The organism is Serratia sp. K1WW1 (genome assembly GCF_055790865.1).
Genome location: NZ_CM147697.1, coordinates 1,942,318 through 1,959,292, shown reverse-complemented (window position 1 = coordinate 1,959,292; position 16,975 = coordinate 1,942,318). Strand labels below are relative to the sequence as shown.

Here is a 16,975-nt window from a genome sequence, read left to right as displayed (position 1 = left end):
GAGTCACATCAATCCCGAATAAAAGTACAATGCTATTGACCCGAGTTTTCGGGCAGGATATACCCTTGATACTTTGGCTTTGCTCAAGCGTTGGCGACACGCCAATAAATAACCTCTGGCTGTAGAAATCAGCGTTAATTAAAGGTTCAGGGATGTGGACAATAAATCGGAAGTAGAGCCAGAAGCCAGCGTTCAGCCCGCCAAGGGGCTGTTTATTCCCCGCTATCTGCTGCCAGTGTATGCATTGTTGTTAATAGCGATAGGCTGGTTTTCCGGACAGCACTGGCGTAACAACGAAGCTTTCGCTGCCCCCGCGTTGACTCAAATTGTCCCCTCTGCCGTGGTAAAAACGGAGGTGCCCAGGCATACGCATACGGTCACCAACGCTGATAGAGAAACTGCGCATGATGAAAATAAACCGGCGCAACAAGTGGGATCAGATAACAAAGCCCTCCCCTCCTTAGCCAGTGATGAGTTAGCCCCTTTAAGATACAGCGCGCACGTTTATGCATCGGAAGATGACAAACGCAGCATCACGCTGAACGGTCAGCGTTATCAGGAAGGAGACAGCCCTGCCCCCAACCTGACGATTGAGCAAATACAACAGGACGTGACCATCTTTAACTTCAATGGTGAAGTATTCACACTTGACGCGCTAGAGGATTGGCCGGGCGGCAAGGTGGATAGAGAAAGCACCGCGGAAGAGCCAGAATAAACCTTACACTAGCCCGTGCACTAGGCACATGACACCAAGTTGGTGTCACTAACTGCTTTTTTCTGCACGCAGTTCGTCGGTAAAAGGTGCCAACAGGCTGTTAAAGCTGCTGCACTTGGTTTGTTCCGGCGTGTTGTCTCTCATCAGGCTTTGATAAATTTCCTCACTACGTTGCGGCAAAGCCCCGTAGCCAGCGCTATTCCAGCCTCGTTGCTTGGCGACTTTGTAGGCAACCTTGTCAATGACCGCATCGCTGGGTAAATCACTACGATTACACTTATATTTCAAATACTTGGTACTAGCAATCACTGAAGCCAGCTGTTCTACCTGTTCATTAAGGGCGACCGGCTCCTTTTGCAGAGAAGAACGCGGTTGCTGACAACCCGCCGTTACCAGCAAAAGCAATACAGGGACAAGACGAAAAATCTTAGTTAACTGCATGATAATAATAATCTTATCTTGATTAAGTGGGTCTATTTTAACAAATCCCCCAGCACTGTCACTTGCTAGAGAGAAAAGTTTTCCTTATTGCGATCCCGCTTGCAGATTCATTTTCAGTGCTTTGCATTTTACCTCGTCGCCACGCAAGTAGAGCACTGCGCGCAACATGCACCGTGTTCCGTTGGAACCAAGAACCATTGAGATCTTGGAAGGTATGTGGGGATGACAAGGTGAGTTGGTGTTCCCCCTTCCCCAGAACGTCCTGGAAGTTCTGGAAGTTCTGGAAGTTCTGGAAGTTCTGGAAGTTCTGGAAGTTCTGGAAGTTCTGGAAGTTCTGGAAGTTCTGGAAGTTCTGGAAGTTCTGGAAGTTCTGGAAGTTCTGGAAGTTCTGGAAGTTCTGGAAGTTCTGGATCATCAATAATACGCATAACTCAAATAAATACAGTTATATTTCCCCACTTTAAGAAAAATTCATCTTAGCTATATAGGCTTCAATTTTTTGATGTCCTTGTCTATCTGACAATATCGCTCCCGTCATTTTAATTTATGGATATATCTTTTAAAAAATCCATTTTCATCCTGTTACACATACAATAATGAAAACCATGACATCTACTTGCCATTCATTATGTTCAAGCATTACTATCTCACCGTTTTATTCTCACTACGGGGGCCTTATGGACGATGGAAGTTTTAGTTTTAGCTTAGTACTACTGGATAAATTTCAGTAATGTAGTTCATACTACATTCTGAAATAAACAGAATGTAGACAATCAATCAACGGCTTATCAGCTACGTCCTGGCACTGCCTATGTGCCTTGGCATCTGATAATACCGGCTTGTCATGCCTGTTCCTGTAGTATTCATCGTTCATCATCAGCGTAACAATCAGCAAATTAATTTATCTCAAGCTATATATGTTCGTTTAAAACGGAGGCGCTCGGCTTTATTAAGTTGACGTTTTCGCCGGTTTTTTGAGAAATTTATGGGATTGGCATTATGCAAAAAAGCAGAAGTACATCTATTTCTAGAAAGTACTATCTAAATGACCTTATTGTTTTTGCAATAGGACTATTGGCCATCGTCTTTCTTATCCGCGCCTGGGGGGACATGCACGGCTCGTTCGATGAACACAGCGTGGGCGCCATTAGTCTGGATACCTGGAATCTTTTCTATTACTCACTAAGAACGACAATGCGGTTTGCAATCGGCATGATTTGGTCATTGTTATTCTCTATTGTCTTTGCCGTCCTGGCGGCTCGCTACGTGCCGTTACGCAGGGTGATATTGCCTTTCGTCAACTTCATGGAGTCAGTACCCTTGGTGGGCTTTTTAACCTTCACCACGGTGTATTTTCTTGGTTTGTACCCACACAGCGTGATGGGACTGGAGTGTACCGCTATCTTTGCGGTATTTACCGGCCAGGCATGGAACATGATGCTAACGTTGTACCAGACACTGCGCATCGTTCCAAGTGAACTGGATGAAGCCGCGCGCAGCTTCAACTACAATCCATGGCAACGTTTCTGGCGGTTAGAGTTTATCTATTCCGTACCCGGATTATTGTGGAATGCCATGGTGTCACAATCGGCTGCATGGTTCGCTCTGGTGGCGTCGGAGGCTATCCCGGTCAACGATAAATCGGTGGCATTGCCTGGTGTCGGTTCCTATATTGCCGAAGCGCTGGCGCAGCAAAACCTGCACGCTATTCTGTTTGCCGTGATCACATTGGCGGCCAATATTATCGTGCTCGACCAATTGGTTTTCCGCCCATTGGTTCGCTATACCTCCCGTTTCAAATACGAAGATGTTAGCGCCAATAAAACTGAAGGCAGCTCATGGTTTTATAACTGCCTGAGCTATTCCCATATAGGATCAATGTTGTCAGCGGCCCTACGCATGCTGGCTGATGTATGGCTGTTTAAGCTGCCACAGATCTGGTACGGCCTTGGCTTGCATAAGCTGTTTCGCATCACCGCAAAAGCCAACTGGCTGTGGCGCAGCACTTGGTACCTCGCGGTGGTCATGGCCTGTGCCTGGTTCGGTTATCAACTGTGGGAGTATTTCCCAAAGCAATACTTCGCCATGATGCCTGAATGGATGCTGCTGACCACTGCGCGTGTAGTGGCTGCAATGGTGCTCAGTATCGTGATTTTCACCCCACTCGGCGTCTGGATAGGTATGAATCCACGCCTGGTGAAATTCTTCCAGCCGATCATTCAAATCCTGGCTGCTATCCCACCCAATATTTTCTATCCTCTGATCGCCGCTTTTATCGCTGTTTATCATCAGGATCTTGGCTGGTGGGCGATTCCAATGATCATGCTCGGCACGCAGTGGTATGTGTTGTTTAACGTCATTGCCGGCGTCACGGCAATCCCATCACATATCACCGAAGTCAGCGAAACCTTCGGTTTACGGAGTTTCAAATGGTGGCGTTACTATATGCTGCCCGCGATTTTCCCCTACATCGTTACCGGCATTATTTCTGCGGCAGGCGGTGCATGGAATAGCGCCATTGCAGCAGAAGTCATTCAATGGGGAGCTACCACTATCAGTACTACCGGGCTGGGCGCTTTTATTTCAGTCGTAACCGATGCCGGTAAAAACCCGGAATCCGCACTGGGCTGCGCTGCCATGTGCTCACTGGTGGCGTTATGCGTAATCTTTATCTGGCAGCCGCTGTATCGCGTTGCAGAAACCAAATTCAAATATGATTAATGCAGGGAAATTAAATGACTATTCAAGAAGTGGTACTCAGCGCCAAGCAGGTAAACAAAGCCTTCATTGGAGAAAAAAAGCTCCCCAAGGAAGTGCTGCGCGACGTGGATCTGAATGTTCACAAGGGGGAATTCGTTACGATCCTTGGGCAGTCAGGTTCAGGAAAATCAACGTTGATGCGCATATTTGCCGGCCTGATTTTCCCTGATACCGGCACGGTATCGCTGGCAGGAAAACCTATCCAAGGACCCGATGCCGATATCAGCATGGTATTCCAGTCTTATGCTCTTTATCCGTGGCTCACGGTGTATGACAACATCGCCTTTGGCCTGCTCGCACAAGACTTGCCACCGCAATTGATCGACAAAAAGCTGAAAGTATTACTCACGCTGGTTGGCTTGAATGGGTATGAGAAAGCCTGGCCCCGTGAACTTTCCGGTGGTATGCGCCAGCGCGTAGGTTTTGCCCGAGCATTAGCCGTGGAGCCCAAAGTTTTGCTGTTGGATGAGCCTTTTTCTTCTCTTGATATCTTCACCGCGCAGAAACTGCGGATGGATTTAATAAATATCTGGACGAGCAAAAAAAATAATATCAGCGCCATCGTCATGGTGAGCCATGACATAGAAGAAGCGGTCATGATGTCCGACCGAGTCGTCATTATGGATGCCAATAGTCGGCAGATCACCGATGAGATCGTTATCGACAGGCCAAGAGAATCACGAGGCAGACAGAATATGGCAGCCATTATTGATGAAACCAGCGATCGTTTGTATAAGAGAATTGCGATATCACAAAAAGCATCATAACTTCCAACGTATTTATTAACATCAGGTTATTGAAATGAAAAATATAATGCACTTGGCTGTATTGGGGTTACTATTACCAGTAGCCAGCACCACGTTAGCTGCAGAAATCGTAAATAAAGACGGCAATAAATTGGATTTATATGGGCAGATTAATGGCGTTCATTATTTCAGTGATAACGCTGGCAGCAGCGGCGATCAGTCCTACACTCGCTTTGGGTTTAAAGGTGAAACACAAATTAATGATGACATCATTGGATACGGCCAATGGGAATATCAGGTTGGGCTGAACGGAGCGGAAAGCGGCGAGCAAAGTGATAACTACACGCGGTTGGGTTTTGCCGGAGTGAAATTCGGCCCGTTTGGAAGCATCAGCTATGGGCGCAACTACGGTTTACTCTATGATGTGGGAAGCTGGACCGATGTATTACCCGAGTTTGGTAATGACAGTTATGAAGCTGCCGATAACTTTATGACCAGTCGGGGCAACGGTATGTTGACCTATCATAATCAGGGTTTGGGGGGGATTATTGATGGCCTGAATATCGGCATGCAATATCAGGGAAAGAATCGGGGGGACGACGCTCATCACACGCAAGACCTACAGACACAAAACGGCGACGGATATTCCTTCTCCACCACCTACGACATTGGTTGGGGACTGAGCGCTGGCGGTGCCTACGCCAATTCGGATCGTACACAGGCACAGCGAAATTTTGGTCTGGCCAATGGCGATCGTGCCAGAGCCTGGACTCTGGGCCTGAAGTACGATCGGGATAACCTCTATCTGGCAGCAAACTATACCCGCACTCAGAACATGACCTACGTAGATGGTGGCAACTACACCGGCTTTGCACCAAAGGCAGATGCCGTCGAAGCCGTGGCGCAGTATCACTTTGATTCTGGCATCACCCCTTCTCTTGCCTATTTGCAGTCACGTGGGCGTGACCTGCCTGGCATCGGTGATACCGATCTGGTCAAGTATCTAGATATGGCGCTGGGTTATAGCTTCAATGCCAATATGTCGGCCTATGTAGAGTACAAACTGAACCTGCTGGATAAACACAATGCAGCCGGTTTAGGTTCTGATGATGTCGTTGAAACGGGGATTATGTACCAGTTCTGAGAAGTTAAGCGCTGAAACCCATGCCTGATGAGGTTTGGCCTCATTGGGCTTTTTTATCGTTTTTAAATGGATAGAAGGCAGCAAGCAAGACATATGAATGAAAGTTAAAAACAGTGAATACAATCATATTAGCCGTTTCTTTCCCCATTCCACATTGACTGCATTACCCTCATTTAACGATTTAGTTTAACTTTCATTGCTCCGGGATTTATAGCCAACCACTTATTTAAACTACAACCTCGTTGAGGCTGTGTTTAGTTTAAACACCCCTTGCGATAGCTATTAATATTAAATTACATTTTGCAGTTATAAAACATCACTCAGTTATTGAGCTTCCTGACCCTTGTGGGTACTATGAGACTCCGATTTGATACAGGATAAAATTATGGACACCGACGGTTCGTTATTCATTGGTTTGTTGAGCCTGCTGGAGGCTTAGGCGCAATAGTCATTTTACTGCGTCCTGAAAAGTATCCGTATGTGACATCATCACGTCACAGCTGCACTTTATTCTCACCTCCTTCAGCGCCTTATACTAGGCGATCCCTAGCTGACAGCACCTCTCAATAATCCGAATTCAACATATTAATCAGACCAATAAGACCACAGGCATTCTCCCGTGTAAACTTTCACGTCTGGATGTTCCTGTGAAAAACTCAGTGGAATATCCTATTCACCTATTTATTTTTTAAAAGATAACCAAGGAAATATGATGGCCAAGAAAAAAATATTACTTACTCTCAGCAACGTTAGTAAGAGCTTCCAACCTACGGCCCAAAAATCACATTTGGTCCTTAGTGATATCGACCTCAAAGTCTATGATAATGAAGTGATCAGCGTATTAGGGAAATCCGGCTCGGGCAAATCCACCCTACTGCGGATAATCTCAGGTTTGATATCTCCTGATTTTGGGGATGTCATGCTGGGTGAGGACAAAGTCTCAGGCCCTAACCCACAAATCAATATGGTTTTCCAGAACTTTGCTATTTTCCCTTGGTTAACCGTTTATCAAAATATCGCCTTTGGATTGCAGGCACAGCATTATTCCCAAGACACCATCGACAAACAGGTGATAAAAATGCTGAACCTGATTGGTCTGGAAAAATACCGCAATGCTTTCCCACGAGAACTTTCCGGTGGTATGCGCCAACGGGTGGGGTTTGCCCGTGCGCTCGTCGTCGAGCCTGCGTTGCTGTTACTGGATGAACCTTTCTCTTCCCTGGATATTTATACTGGAGAAAATCTACGCAACGACCTAATGCAAATCTGGTCGACGCGGCAAATAAAAACTCGCTCCATGATTTTAGTAACCCATAGCATAACAGAAGCCGTAATGATGTCAGATCGGATTATTTTGCTAGGTTCAGAACCCGGTACCGTGACCGGAAATTATGAAATCACCCTACGGCGTGAGGAGCGGAACAAACGCTCAATGCAAAGCCTGATCGAAGAAATCAGCGCTGAGCTAAGCCAGCAAATTGCTACTTCAGCCTATTAAAGCCAGGCCCTGTGTAAACGCCACTGAACCGTGTTTACCAAGGCATAAAATCAATTTCTAATCGCTGTCTGGCAGATGGAAAGTCTGCCATTTTAACTACCTGTTTATCAAGAGCTACCTTTTTATCGGTGTTTCATGATAAGCAGATAACATGTTGGTTTTTATCATGCATTTTATTCAAACATTAATAACGCTATCAACGGCATCTTTACTTGGCGCAATTATTGGCTATGAAAGACAGTTCCGGCAACGCACCGCCGGGTTACGCACCAATACACTTGTTGCCACCAGCGCAGCTATTTTTGTCCATCTGGCCATGACCATTGATGGCAGTGGGGGTGCGGTAAGAGTGATTTCTTATGTGGTTTCTGGCGTCGGTTTTCTCGGTGCCGGGGCAATCATGAAAGAAGGCATGAATATCCGCGGCCTGAACACAGCGGCTACGCTTTGGGGATCCGCAGCCGTGGGCACCTGCGCGGGTTGTGCATTATATGGAGATGCACTTGCCGCTACGTTATACGTACTGGCTGCCAATACACTGCTGCGCCCGATCGTCAATATGGTCAACAAACAACCCTTCAGCGATGTTAACGGTGAATCCACCTACCAGATCTGCGTGATTGCATTTGAACACGAGCAACGCGAAGCGTTAGCCAAATTCAAAAAGGTGATGCAAGCCGAAAACTGCTTTATCTCGCACCTGGATATTGAGCCTTTTGGCGATGATGACGTAGAGATCACCGCAACTCTCATGCCCGCCTCTGTCACTACTACGGTACTTGATAAAACCGTCAATACTTTACTTGGCGATAGCATGATGAAACAGGCCTATTACAGCAGAATTTGTGGCTCTGGTTAAAAACGTCACGCAGGGCCCTTTTACACCGCCAATTAAAATGTGAATGAAGAGAATTATTATGAAAAGTATGCCGAAATTATCTCACCTGACTACTTTTAAAGAAATTGTTTACTGCGGTAGCTTACATGAAACATCAAAAAAACTGGCTATTTCACAACCGACACTCAGTCGTATTATTAAAGAACTTGAAGAAAATATTGGCTCGCGTCTTTTGGAACGCAGCAACCGCGGTGTCCGGCTCACTGCGGTAGGTGAAGCATTTTTTCAACGCATTGACGCTATCACCAATGAGTTAAGAAATACCATTTATGAATTCCGTGGGCTGAAGGAAACCGGAGAGAAATTCTTGCGCCTAGGCATGAGCACCTATCCACTGCTGTGCTATCTCCCCGACGCACTTGAGATCTTTAATCAGCGTTATCCACACACCCGCATTATCGTGATTGAGGATTGCCCCGAAGGGTTGGTTGCCAAGTTACGAAATAACGAATTGGATCTGGTGGTCTGCAACCTCAGCGAGGGGATTAACTGTGTCGATCTGGTAACGCAGGACTTCAAATGTGAAACGTTTTCGCTTTATCAAGGGAACAATCAGTCCTCTGTTGAGCTGCCGCTGGACGAAACAAAGTGGGTAGTCCCGCATTCCTGTACTGCCGGCCGTTTAGCGATGCAAGACTCCTCTTTCCCGTGCACACAGCAGGGTAATGTCGTGGAAACTGACTCTTTCCTCGCCACCTGGTGTCTAGTGAAACAACAGGGTTATCTCGCGCTATTAAGCGATCGTATCGTGGAGCATTACAGCCCACAGCTGAACCTCAAGAAAAAATCTGCTGAAGATATCAATATCAGCGCATGCTTTTATATTATTAAACGTGACGAGCCCATGACATCGTCTATCACTAACGATTTTACCGAGATCCTGATGGCGATGTGAACGCGCGCAAAACACCTGGCGAAGTAGTGCAAGCGCCTGGAAAGTATAGACCTGGTGGCCATCTGAAAACGAAAAACCCCAAGCTCTTACGAGCTTGGGGTCTGTATTTGGCGGAAGGACAGAGATTCGAACTCTGGGAGCTGTTACACTCGACGGTTTTCAAGACCGTTGCCTTAAACCACTCGGCCATCCTTCCAATGGGCGCAGATATTAACGGTACCGTTATGAAATGTCTATCGTTTTGACGTAAAAAAATGCGTCAAAACGCTCGTTCGCTTAAATTTCAGACCGATTGTGGTAAAAAAAACCAGAACCCCGCATCAGCGAGGCTCTTTTCAGACAATATGCAGGCAGTTATTTAGGTTGGGTATCGTACTCTGAACAACTCTGATAACCCTTGTTCATCACGTGGCCCGTGTCGTTGAAGCTGACAAAATAGGTCTGTGCTTTGCCGTCCCGTGGTGCCACGGCATAAGTATCACAGGTACCCTGCGCATGGATCAGGCTGGCTGAGGTTGATGGTGGCCCGGCAATTGCGCGCACTTGCTGTTTCGTCATCCCGACTTTTACATCGCTTACCACAGGCTCGTTCACATAGCTCGCGGCCCTGTCGTAAGTGGTACACCCAGTCAGTACGGTAAAAAGCGCCGCAGTGCATGCGGCCAAAACCAGTTTCTTTGTCATCACTTATCTCCTTAGCATGCTTATTGTTATCTAAGTGTAGAAGCTAAAAGGCTTTTATGCCAATAATGCTTTAGCGCTGTTAATAGTTGGCCCAGATACCCGGCGTCACCAGTTCCAACAGGTGGCCATCCGGATCGCGGAAATAAATGCTCTCCGCACCCTGCTCCCAACGCATACGCCCTTCTATCTCAACACCGTGTTCGGCCAACTGCTGCTCCCACAGGGGTAACTGGGCCTTGCTCACGGCCAAACCAAGATGTTGTGGGCCGCTGCCGTCATGAGGGGGAATATAGCCTCCCGGATAGTGAGCACCGTTCAGCGAATCCCCGGCAACAAACAGCAGCAACACGCTTTGATCGGAGATGTTATAGGCCTGAAAACGCTCGTTCGCGACCATCGCTGGCAGTTGCAACACCTGTTGATAGAAGGCTGCGGCACGTTCGATATCGTTAACATACAGCACCGTCTCAATCACACGCTCAATCTTAAGTTCCATGCCAACCTCCTGATTTATCGATTTATAAACAGGGTAGGCAGGTACGGACTCAGCAGAATAGCAATCAGTGCCGCGTGAAGATCAATCTGTGCGGCTGGCGAACGGGCAAAAAAAACGCGGCCCGAAGGCCGCGTAGTCACATTCACGGTATTGCTTAGAACTGGTAAACCAGGCCTACAGCAACCACGTCGTCGGTATTGATACCGGCTTTGTCGGTAAATGTGTTGTCGTCCAGCAGGTTGATTTTGTAGTCAACGTAGGTGGACATGTTTTTGTTGAAGTAGTAGGTCGCACCCACATCAACATATTTCAGCAGATCCTGGTCGCCGTAACCGCCGCCAATGTCCTTGCCTTTAGACTGCAGGTACGCCACGGAAGGACGCAGGCCGAAGTCGAATTGGTACTGTGCAACCACTTCGAAGTTCTGTGCCTTGTTCGCGTAACCGTACAGAGAGCTATTGCTGTTGCCGAAACGGGTAGCATTGTAAGACTGGGTATACATCGCTGCCAGGTAGACGTTGTTGGCGTCGTATTTCAGACCGCCGCTATAGCCTTCGGCTTTGTCACCACGACCCAGAATGGAAGAGGTGCCGTTAGGGCCACCGTTCTGATCGTTGGTACGGTCTGAGCTGAAGAACGCACCGGCAGCACTGATGCCATAGCCCAGATCGTAGGATACGGACATACCGTAGCCGTCACCGTTCTGGTTCAGGACATCACGGCCATTGTTGCTTTCTTCACCGTTGCCGTTTTTACCCTGATACTGCAGGGCAAAGTTCAGGCCATCAACCAGACCGAAGAAGTTGTTGTTACGATAAGTCACAACACCGCTGGTGCGTTGGAACAGGAAGTTGTCCGCGCCATAGGTATCGCCACCAAACTCAGGCAACACGTCGGTCCATGCGCCGATGTCATACATCACACCGTAGTTACGGCCGTAATCCAATGAGCCGTAATCGCCGAATTTCAGACCAGCGAAGCCCACACGGGTGAAGGAGTCATTTTCGTCTTCAGTTTTGTTCAACTGAACCTGATATTCCCACTCACCATAACCGGTCAGCTGATCGTTGATCTGAGTTTCGCCACGCAGGCCAAAACGCATGTAAGACTGATCGCCGTCGGTTTTATCGTTGTCGGAAAAATAGTGAAGACCATCGATTTTACCGAACAAATCCAGTTTATTGCCGTCTTTGTTGTAGATTTCTGCTGCACCTGCTGTGCCTGCCATCAACAGAGCTGGGACGATCAGGGAGAGTACTCGAAGTTTCATCGTTATTATCCTCTTAATTATGTCGAGCTACGGCCACTGCTCTTCTGAGCATTATTAGCGCGACTGTGAATCACCATTCTGGTAACAAGGGCTATATTAATCCAGAAAGAAAATGATACCAAGTATCCGATAGTGTTTCATACCTATATTTAAAAGTTTCTAAATGTAAATATCGGCGAACTTTAACAAAACCTTACCGACAAACAAAATAAAGCACCGAAAGATAAAAAAATAAATTAAACCTTACAAATCAATTAAATATACAAAACTATATAAAAATAAAGATAACAGTACAAAAGTATCAGGCAATAAGCACGTTGTGCCAAAAACCGTGGTAATACCTGGCGCTATAATCATCCCGCTATCATCATTATTTTCATTATTACCTTCATTATCCGTATGATAATTTTTGTAGTTACGACCGGCCTCTGGCCGGTTTTTTTATACCAAAAATCAGCACAAAAATAGTTCTAATAAAGCATTTTATGCACAAATTTAATCACAAAGAGATATCATAAACATGATTAATCACCGCACTAATAGCTAAATCAACCCTAAAAAACCGCCAACAAATTAACCAATGAATAATTTGTCGCCGCTCATCGTTTAAATAGCCCACAATCACATACAAAATAGCAATGAACCCCGCATCAATTCCCTCGATAATAGATTTATTGCCTTGAGAAACTATTTCACCCTCATCAGCAAGTGATCTAACACAGCTCCTCCCCCCTGATGGGCTACAGGGTTAACGCGAATCCTTTCGACCCCGATCACAGATTGTGATAAAAACAGGGGTTCATTTAAGCCACTATCCAGAGCCGATCCCGATACCGACATGACAGTCACTTGCAACGAACAAATTAAGCCCGGTGTGCCCGAGCAGAATGCTACCCGCCTGGCCTTTTTTATCGCCGGACTGGCGATGGCCACCTGGGCACCGCTGGTGCCTTTTGCCAAAACGCGTATCAATATTGATGACGGCTCATTAGGTCTGCTGCTGCTGTGCATCGGAGTTGGATCGATCATGGCAATGCCGTTGACTGGGCTATTGACCGGCAAATTTGGCTGTCGCCGAGTGATCCTGCTGGCGGGTATCGCCCTGTGCATCGATTTGCCGCTGCTGGTGCTGATGGACTCCACCTTGGGGATGGCATTAGCCTTACTGCTGTTCGGTGCAGCGATTGGTATGATTGACGTGGCGATGAACATTCAGGCCGTGGTGGTCGAACGCGCCAGCAATCGTGCCATGATGTCCGGCTTTCACGGCTTCTTCAGCGTTGGCGGGATCGCCGGTGCGGGTGGAGTCAGCGCCCTATTATGGTTGGGGCTCGGCCCGCTACAAGCCACTCTGATCGCCGTAGTCGCCATTTTGGCTCTGCTGCTGATTGCCAGTAAAAACCTGCTGCGTGAAAGTGGCGGAGATAAAGAAGGCCCGATGTTCGTTCTGCCACGTGGCTGGGTGATGTTCATTGGCCTACTGTGCTTTATCATGTTCCTGGCGGAAGGCTCAATGCTCGACTGGAGCGCGCTGTACCTGACCACCATGCGCGGGATGGACCATAATCAGGCAGGCTTGGGTTACGCTTTGTTCTCCATTGCCATGACGATCGGCAGGCTGAATGGCGATCGCGTAGTGAATGCCATGGGCAGATATCAGGTGCTGTTGCTGGGTAGCTTGTGTGCGGCCATCGGCCTGGCCTTGGCTATTACCATAGACAGCGCTATAGCCTCTTTGATTGGTTTTATGCTGGTGGGCGTCGGGGCATCCAATGTGGTCCCTATTCTGTTTAGCGCTGCTGGGAACCAACGTGTCATGCCTGCCAACCTGGCCATCGCTTCGGTCACCACGGTGGGCTATGCCGGTATTCTGGCCGGCCCGGCAGTGATCGGGCTAATCGCCCAGGTCTCCAGCCTGACGTTTGCCCTGGCCTGTGTCGCTGCGTTGCTGCTGATCGTCACTGCCAGCGCCAAAGCGGTCACTCGCTAATTTCAGGAATGCGTAGCCATGTTGCAAGATAGACAACTGACCATTAACTCCCGCTACATCACCCGCAGCTTCTGGCTGTTTGTCGTGCTGCTGGCCATGGCCATTGGGTTGTACAGCTATAACTACACCAACGCCTATCTGACGGAGAAAAAGCATGCCGTCAATACCATCGCCAACATGCTGCAAAAGCGTATCGACAGCTACCGCTCTCTGACCGAGCAAATCTACGACAAATTTGGTAATACCGCGTCGCTTGCTGTTGAGAACAACCTGCAGGAAACCCGACTGCGTCCGGATGTCTATTATGTTGAGAAGCGGCGCAGCAAAACCGATGCGGTCATTTTTGGCAACCACGAAAACACCACGCTGGCTACGGTTGCCAATATCTCGGACTTCCTGGATAACCGCTGGGGAACCGAGACCGAAAACTATGCGATGTATTTTCTCAATGGGCAAGATAACAGCCTGAGCCTGGTGACGACCCAATCGCTGAAAGACCTGACCTCGCGGTTGAAAGAAAACTACCTGACTACGTCGGTGTCAGACCGCCGCACCGAAATGCTGCAACAGGCCAATATGCTGGACGAACGCGAGAGTTTTTCCGGCCTGCGCAAACAGCGCTTCCAGAACGCTTACTCGTTTTCTATCCGCACCACCTTTAACCAGCCGGGGCATTTGGCCACGGTGATCGCCTTCGACCTGCCGATTAACGATATCATTCCGCTTAATATGGCCCGCTCCAACTTCCTGCTGCTGCCCGATAATGAAGAGATCGACGACAGCATGGTGCCAAGCGAAACGGCAATCAACGCCCAGGCCGCCCTGAAAGGCAGTTGGGTTGAATTCAGTGCTTCCTTGCCCAATTCGCCGTTGCAGCTGATTTACCGCGTTTCAGCTTTCAATCTGGCGATTGACCTGCTGCGCAATAACATCTGGCTACTGGCGGTCAATCTGCTGTTGCTGACGCTATCGATGGTGGGCATTTATTTCCTCCGCCAGCAATACATCCGCCCCAGCGAAAATATCGCCGCCGAGCTGGATCTCCAACGCTCGCTCAACCAGGAAATTGTCGCCAGCCTGCCTTGTGGGCTACTGGTCTATGACTTTGCCGATAACAGCGTGATCACCAGCAACAAGATCGCCGAGCACCTGATGCCACACCTCAGCCTGTCCAAAATTGCCCATATGGCTGAGCAGCATCATGGCGTGATCCAGGCTACGGTCAATAACGAAGTCTATGAGATCCGCATCTTCCGCAGCCAACGCACGGCGGAAACCTATCTGTTCCTGCTCAACGATCAGGATAAAGAAGTGATGGTGAACAAACGGCTGCAACAGGCCCGCCGCGAATACGATAAAAACGTTCAGGCCCGTAAGTTGATGCTGCACAACCTGGGGATCGAGCTGAATCAGCCGGTGCGGCAAATGCACGAACTGGCCGGGAGCCTGTGCCAACCATCAGATGCCGAGCAGCAACAGACATTGCTTAAACAACTCAACCTGGCTTCTGCATCGGTACTTGATCTGATCGACAATATCACCCTGCTCACCAGGTTGGAGACACAGGATTGGCAGCCGGTACGTCAACCTTTCAACCCCACCGTACTGCTGGATGAACTGCTGCTGGACGTGCTGCCAGCCATCAACCAGAAAGGGCTGGCGCTGTTCAATCACGTTAATCTGGACGTCAACCAACAGTACATTGGCGATGCTGGCGCACTGCGCAAAGTCCTTTCGTTGCTGCTGCGCTACGCCATTATCACTACCGCCTACGGCAAGATCACCCTGGTAGTGGAACAGGAAGCCGATCGCCCTGAACACCTGGTATTTCATATCAACGACACCGGCACCGGCATTTCCAATGAGGAAATCAGCAATCTGACCTACCCGTTCCTCAGCCAAACGCTGGTCGATCGCTTCGATCACGGCTCTGGGCTGACGTTTTTCCTGTGTAATCAGCTGTGCAAAAAACTCAATGGCCAGTTGGATATCCGCAGCAAAATCGATATCGGCACCCGCTATACCATTCACGTCACTATGGAGCAGGAGAAAACAGAGGAACAGACGACGGAGAAATTACTCGATGGGGTAACGGCGCTGCTGGATATCACCTCCGACGAGATCCGCCGGATCGTGACCCAGCTACTGGCGGGATATGGGGCCAACTGCATCGTGGCCGAGGAGCACCAAAACAGCCGGGAATATGATGTTTTACTAACCGATAACCCGCAGCAGGCCGACGACTATACGCTACTGCTAACCAGCGATGAAGCGGGCTGGCAACAGCTTGATAAAGGTTATATCCGCGTCAACTATAACCTGCACAATGCCATGATCGACGCTGTTCTGATCTTGATAGAACACCAGATGGCGGCACAAGAGCAGGAAGAAAACCCTGTAGGATCACTGGCAGAAAGCGCTCAAGTGTATGAAAAACAATTGAGATCAAGTGATTACTATGGTTTATTTATTGATACAGTACCCGACGATATCAAAAAACTGTATACTGAGGCGGGCAGCGGTGATTTTGCAGCGCTGTCTCAAACCGCACACCGCCTGAAGGGCGTGTTTGCCATGTTAAATCTGCTTCCCGGAAAGCTTCTGTGTGAATCGTTAGAACAGCACATCGCGGACGGTGATGCGCTCAAGATCGAGAATAACATCAGTCAGATTGATTTTTTCGTCAGTAGACTGCTGCAGCAAGGTAGCCAACAACATGAATAACCTGAACGTAATTATTGCCGATGACCACCCTATCGTACTGTTTGGCATCCGGAAGTCACTAGAGCAAATTGAGTGGGTGAATGTCGTTGGGGAGTTCGAGGACTCTACAGCACTGATCAACAATCTGTCCAAGCTGGACGCCAACGTCCTGATCACCGATCTTTCGATGCCGGGTGATAAATATGGCGACGGCATTACGCTGATAAAATATATCAAACGCCACTATCCGCAATTGTCGATCATCGTTCTGACCATGAACAACAATCCGGCCATTCTCAGCGCGGTGTTGGATCTGGACATCGAAGGCATCGTCCTGAAACAGGGTGCGCCTACCGATTTGCCAAAAGCGCTGGCCGCATTGCAGAAAGGCAAGAAATTCACGCCAGAGAGCGTCTCGAAGCTGTTGGAGAAAATCAGTGCCAGCGGTTACGGTGACAAACGCCTCTCTCCGAAAGAAAGTGAAGTGTTGCGTCTGTTCGCCGAAGGTTTCCTGGTGACCGAAATCGCCAAAAAACTGAACCGCAGCATCAAGACTATCAGTAGCCAGAAGAAGTCAGCCATGATGAAACTGGGTGTTGATAACGATATCGCATTACTCAACTATCTCTCCTCCGTCAGTATGACGCAGTTGGATAAAGACTAAAGTTCAACGGGTGCAGCATGCATGCGGCGCCCCTGAACCAACATTGTTATCAATCTAAAGGGCGCTCCTAG

At 48.4% G+C, this 16,975-nt stretch carries 15 protein-coding genes and 1 tRNA gene; 11 read left to right on the top strand and 5 right to left on the bottom strand.

Annotated elements, in window-relative coordinates; translation table 11 throughout:
* The first annotated feature begins 154 nt into the window (after positions 1–154).
* Positions 155–715 (top strand): type II secretion system assembly factor GspB, encoded by a 561-nt coding sequence (gene gspB, locus ACX9GU_RS08915; protein WP_473194500.1) that lies wholly within the window; start codon positions 155–157, stop codon positions 713–715.
* A 48-nt stretch (positions 716–763) separates the two neighbouring features.
* Here gspB and gspS read toward each other — a convergent pair whose 3' ends face one another.
* Complete coding sequence (gene gspS / locus ACX9GU_RS08910; RefSeq protein WP_172413936.1) at positions 764–1,156, bottom strand: type II secretion system pilot lipoprotein GspS; 393 nt, start codon at positions 1,154–1,156, stop codon at positions 764–766.
* 238 nt (positions 1,157–1,394) lie between these two features.
* Here gspS and ACX9GU_RS08905 point away from each other — a divergent pair, with 238 nt between their 5' ends.
* From ACX9GU_RS08905 to ACX9GU_RS08875, 7 genes are all read left to right on the top strand, one after another.
* On the top strand, positions 1,395–1,577 hold the full coding sequence (locus ACX9GU_RS08905; RefSeq protein WP_473194499.1) for a hypothetical protein: 183 nt from the start codon (positions 1,395–1,397) through the stop codon (positions 1,575–1,577).
* Positions 1,578–2,350: 773 nt separating this feature from the next.
* Positions 2,351–3,877, top strand: a complete 1,527-nt coding sequence (locus ACX9GU_RS08900; RefSeq protein WP_218832891.1) for an ABC transporter permease subunit — start codon at positions 2,351–2,353, stop codon at positions 3,875–3,877.
* A gap of 14 nt (positions 3,878–3,891) precedes the next feature.
* Positions 3,892–4,683: an ABC transporter ATP-binding protein gene (locus ACX9GU_RS08895; RefSeq protein ID WP_473194498.1), complete on the top strand. Its 792-nt coding sequence runs from the start codon at positions 3,892–3,894 to the stop codon at positions 4,681–4,683.
* Between the two features lie 46 nt (positions 4,684–4,729).
* Positions 4,730–5,806 (top strand): porin, encoded by a 1,077-nt coding sequence (locus tag ACX9GU_RS08890; RefSeq protein WP_473195142.1) that lies wholly within the window; start codon positions 4,730–4,732, stop codon positions 5,804–5,806.
* A 709-nt stretch (positions 5,807–6,515) separates the two neighbouring features.
* Complete coding sequence (locus ACX9GU_RS08885) at positions 6,516–7,304, top strand: ABC transporter ATP-binding protein (protein ID WP_473194497.1); 789 nt, start codon at positions 6,516–6,518, stop codon at positions 7,302–7,304.
* Between the two features lie 151 nt (positions 7,305–7,455).
* Positions 7,456–8,163 carry an MgtC/SapB family protein gene (locus tag ACX9GU_RS08880; RefSeq protein WP_065683124.1) on the top strand — a complete coding sequence of 236 codons (708 nt, stop codon included), beginning with the start codon at positions 7,456–7,458 and terminating at the stop codon, positions 8,161–8,163.
* Between the two features lie 58 nt (positions 8,164–8,221).
* On the top strand, positions 8,222–9,097 hold the full coding sequence (locus ACX9GU_RS08875) for a LysR family transcriptional regulator (protein WP_473194496.1): 876 nt from the start codon (positions 8,222–8,224) through the stop codon (positions 9,095–9,097).
* 108 nt (positions 9,098–9,205) lie between these two features.
* On the opposite strand, the gene ACX9GU_RS08870 is transcribed toward ACX9GU_RS08875, so the two are convergent.
* The 4 genes from ACX9GU_RS08870 to ompC all read right to left on the bottom strand — a co-directional run bounded on the left by ACX9GU_RS08870 (position 9,206) and on the right by ompC (position 11,547).
* A tRNA-Ser gene (locus ACX9GU_RS08870) sits at positions 9,206–9,293 on the bottom strand.
* Positions 9,294–9,451: 158 nt separating this feature from the next.
* Positions 9,452–9,781, bottom strand: coding sequence for an osmotically-inducible lipoprotein OsmE (gene osmE / locus ACX9GU_RS08865; RefSeq protein WP_325982586.1), 330 nt, complete (start codon positions 9,779–9,781; stop codon positions 9,452–9,454).
* Between the two features lie 79 nt (positions 9,782–9,860).
* Positions 9,861–10,277 (bottom strand): VOC family protein, encoded by a 417-nt coding sequence (locus ACX9GU_RS08860; RefSeq protein ID WP_473194495.1) that lies wholly within the window; start codon positions 10,275–10,277, stop codon positions 9,861–9,863.
* 154 nt (positions 10,278–10,431) lie between these two features.
* Positions 10,432–11,547 carry a porin OmpC gene (gene ompC / locus ACX9GU_RS08855; protein ID WP_473194494.1) on the bottom strand — a complete coding sequence of 372 codons (1,116 nt, stop codon included), beginning with the start codon at positions 11,545–11,547 and terminating at the stop codon, positions 10,432–10,434.
* A gap of 838 nt (positions 11,548–12,385) precedes the next feature.
* Between ompC and ACX9GU_RS08850 the strand changes: the two genes are divergently transcribed.
* The 3 genes from ACX9GU_RS08850 to rcsB are packed head-to-tail and all read left to right on the top strand — an operon-like array spanning position 12,386 to position 16,904.
* Positions 12,386–13,537, top strand: coding sequence for an MFS transporter (locus tag ACX9GU_RS08850; protein ID WP_179251784.1), 1,152 nt, complete (start codon positions 12,386–12,388; stop codon positions 13,535–13,537).
* A 21-nt stretch (positions 13,538–13,558) separates the two neighbouring features.
* A complete protein-coding gene (rcsD, locus tag ACX9GU_RS08845; protein ID WP_473195141.1) occupies positions 13,559–16,261 on the top strand; it encodes a phosphotransferase RcsD in 2,703 nt (900 codons plus the stop codon).
* Complete coding sequence (gene rcsB / locus ACX9GU_RS08840) at positions 16,254–16,904, top strand: response regulator transcription factor RcsB (RefSeq protein WP_021178490.1); 651 nt, start codon at positions 16,254–16,256, stop codon at positions 16,902–16,904. The genes rcsD and rcsB overlap by 8 nt, the downstream gene beginning before the upstream one ends.
* Positions 16,905–16,975 lie beyond the last annotated feature (71 nt).

Coding starts and splice junctions, on each gene's coding strand:
- ACX9GU_RS08850 (WP_179251784.1), top strand. CDS start 12,386: ATGACAGTCACTTGCAACGAACAAATTAAGCCCGGTGTGCCCGAGCAG.
- ACX9GU_RS08890 (WP_473195142.1), top strand. CDS start 4,730: ATGCACTTGGCTGTATTGGGGTTACTATTACCAGTAGCCAGCACCACG.
- ompC (WP_473194494.1), bottom strand. CDS start 11,547: ATGAAACTTCGAGTACTCTCCCTGATCGTCCCAGCTCTGTTGATGGCA.
- ACX9GU_RS08895 (WP_473194498.1), top strand. CDS start 3,892: ATGACTATTCAAGAAGTGGTACTCAGCGCCAAGCAGGTAAACAAAGCC.
- gspS (WP_172413936.1), bottom strand. CDS start 1,156: ATGCAGTTAACTAAGATTTTTCGTCTTGTCCCTGTATTGCTTTTGCTG.
- ACX9GU_RS08860 (WP_473194495.1), bottom strand. CDS start 10,277: ATGGAACTTAAGATTGAGCGTGTGATTGAGACGGTGCTGTATGTTAAC.
- ACX9GU_RS08885 (WP_473194497.1), top strand. CDS start 6,516: ATGATGGCCAAGAAAAAAATATTACTTACTCTCAGCAACGTTAGTAAG.
- ACX9GU_RS08900 (WP_218832891.1), top strand. CDS start 2,351: ATGCGGTTTGCAATCGGCATGATTTGGTCATTGTTATTCTCTATTGTC.
- ACX9GU_RS08875 (WP_473194496.1), top strand. CDS start 8,222: ATGAAAAGTATGCCGAAATTATCTCACCTGACTACTTTTAAAGAAATT.
- osmE (WP_325982586.1), bottom strand. CDS start 9,781: ATGACAAAGAAACTGGTTTTGGCCGCATGCACTGCGGCGCTTTTTACC.
- ACX9GU_RS08880 (WP_065683124.1), top strand. CDS start 7,456: ATGTTGGTTTTTATCATGCATTTTATTCAAACATTAATAACGCTATCA.
- rcsB (WP_021178490.1), top strand. CDS start 16,254: ATGAATAACCTGAACGTAATTATTGCCGATGACCACCCTATCGTACTG.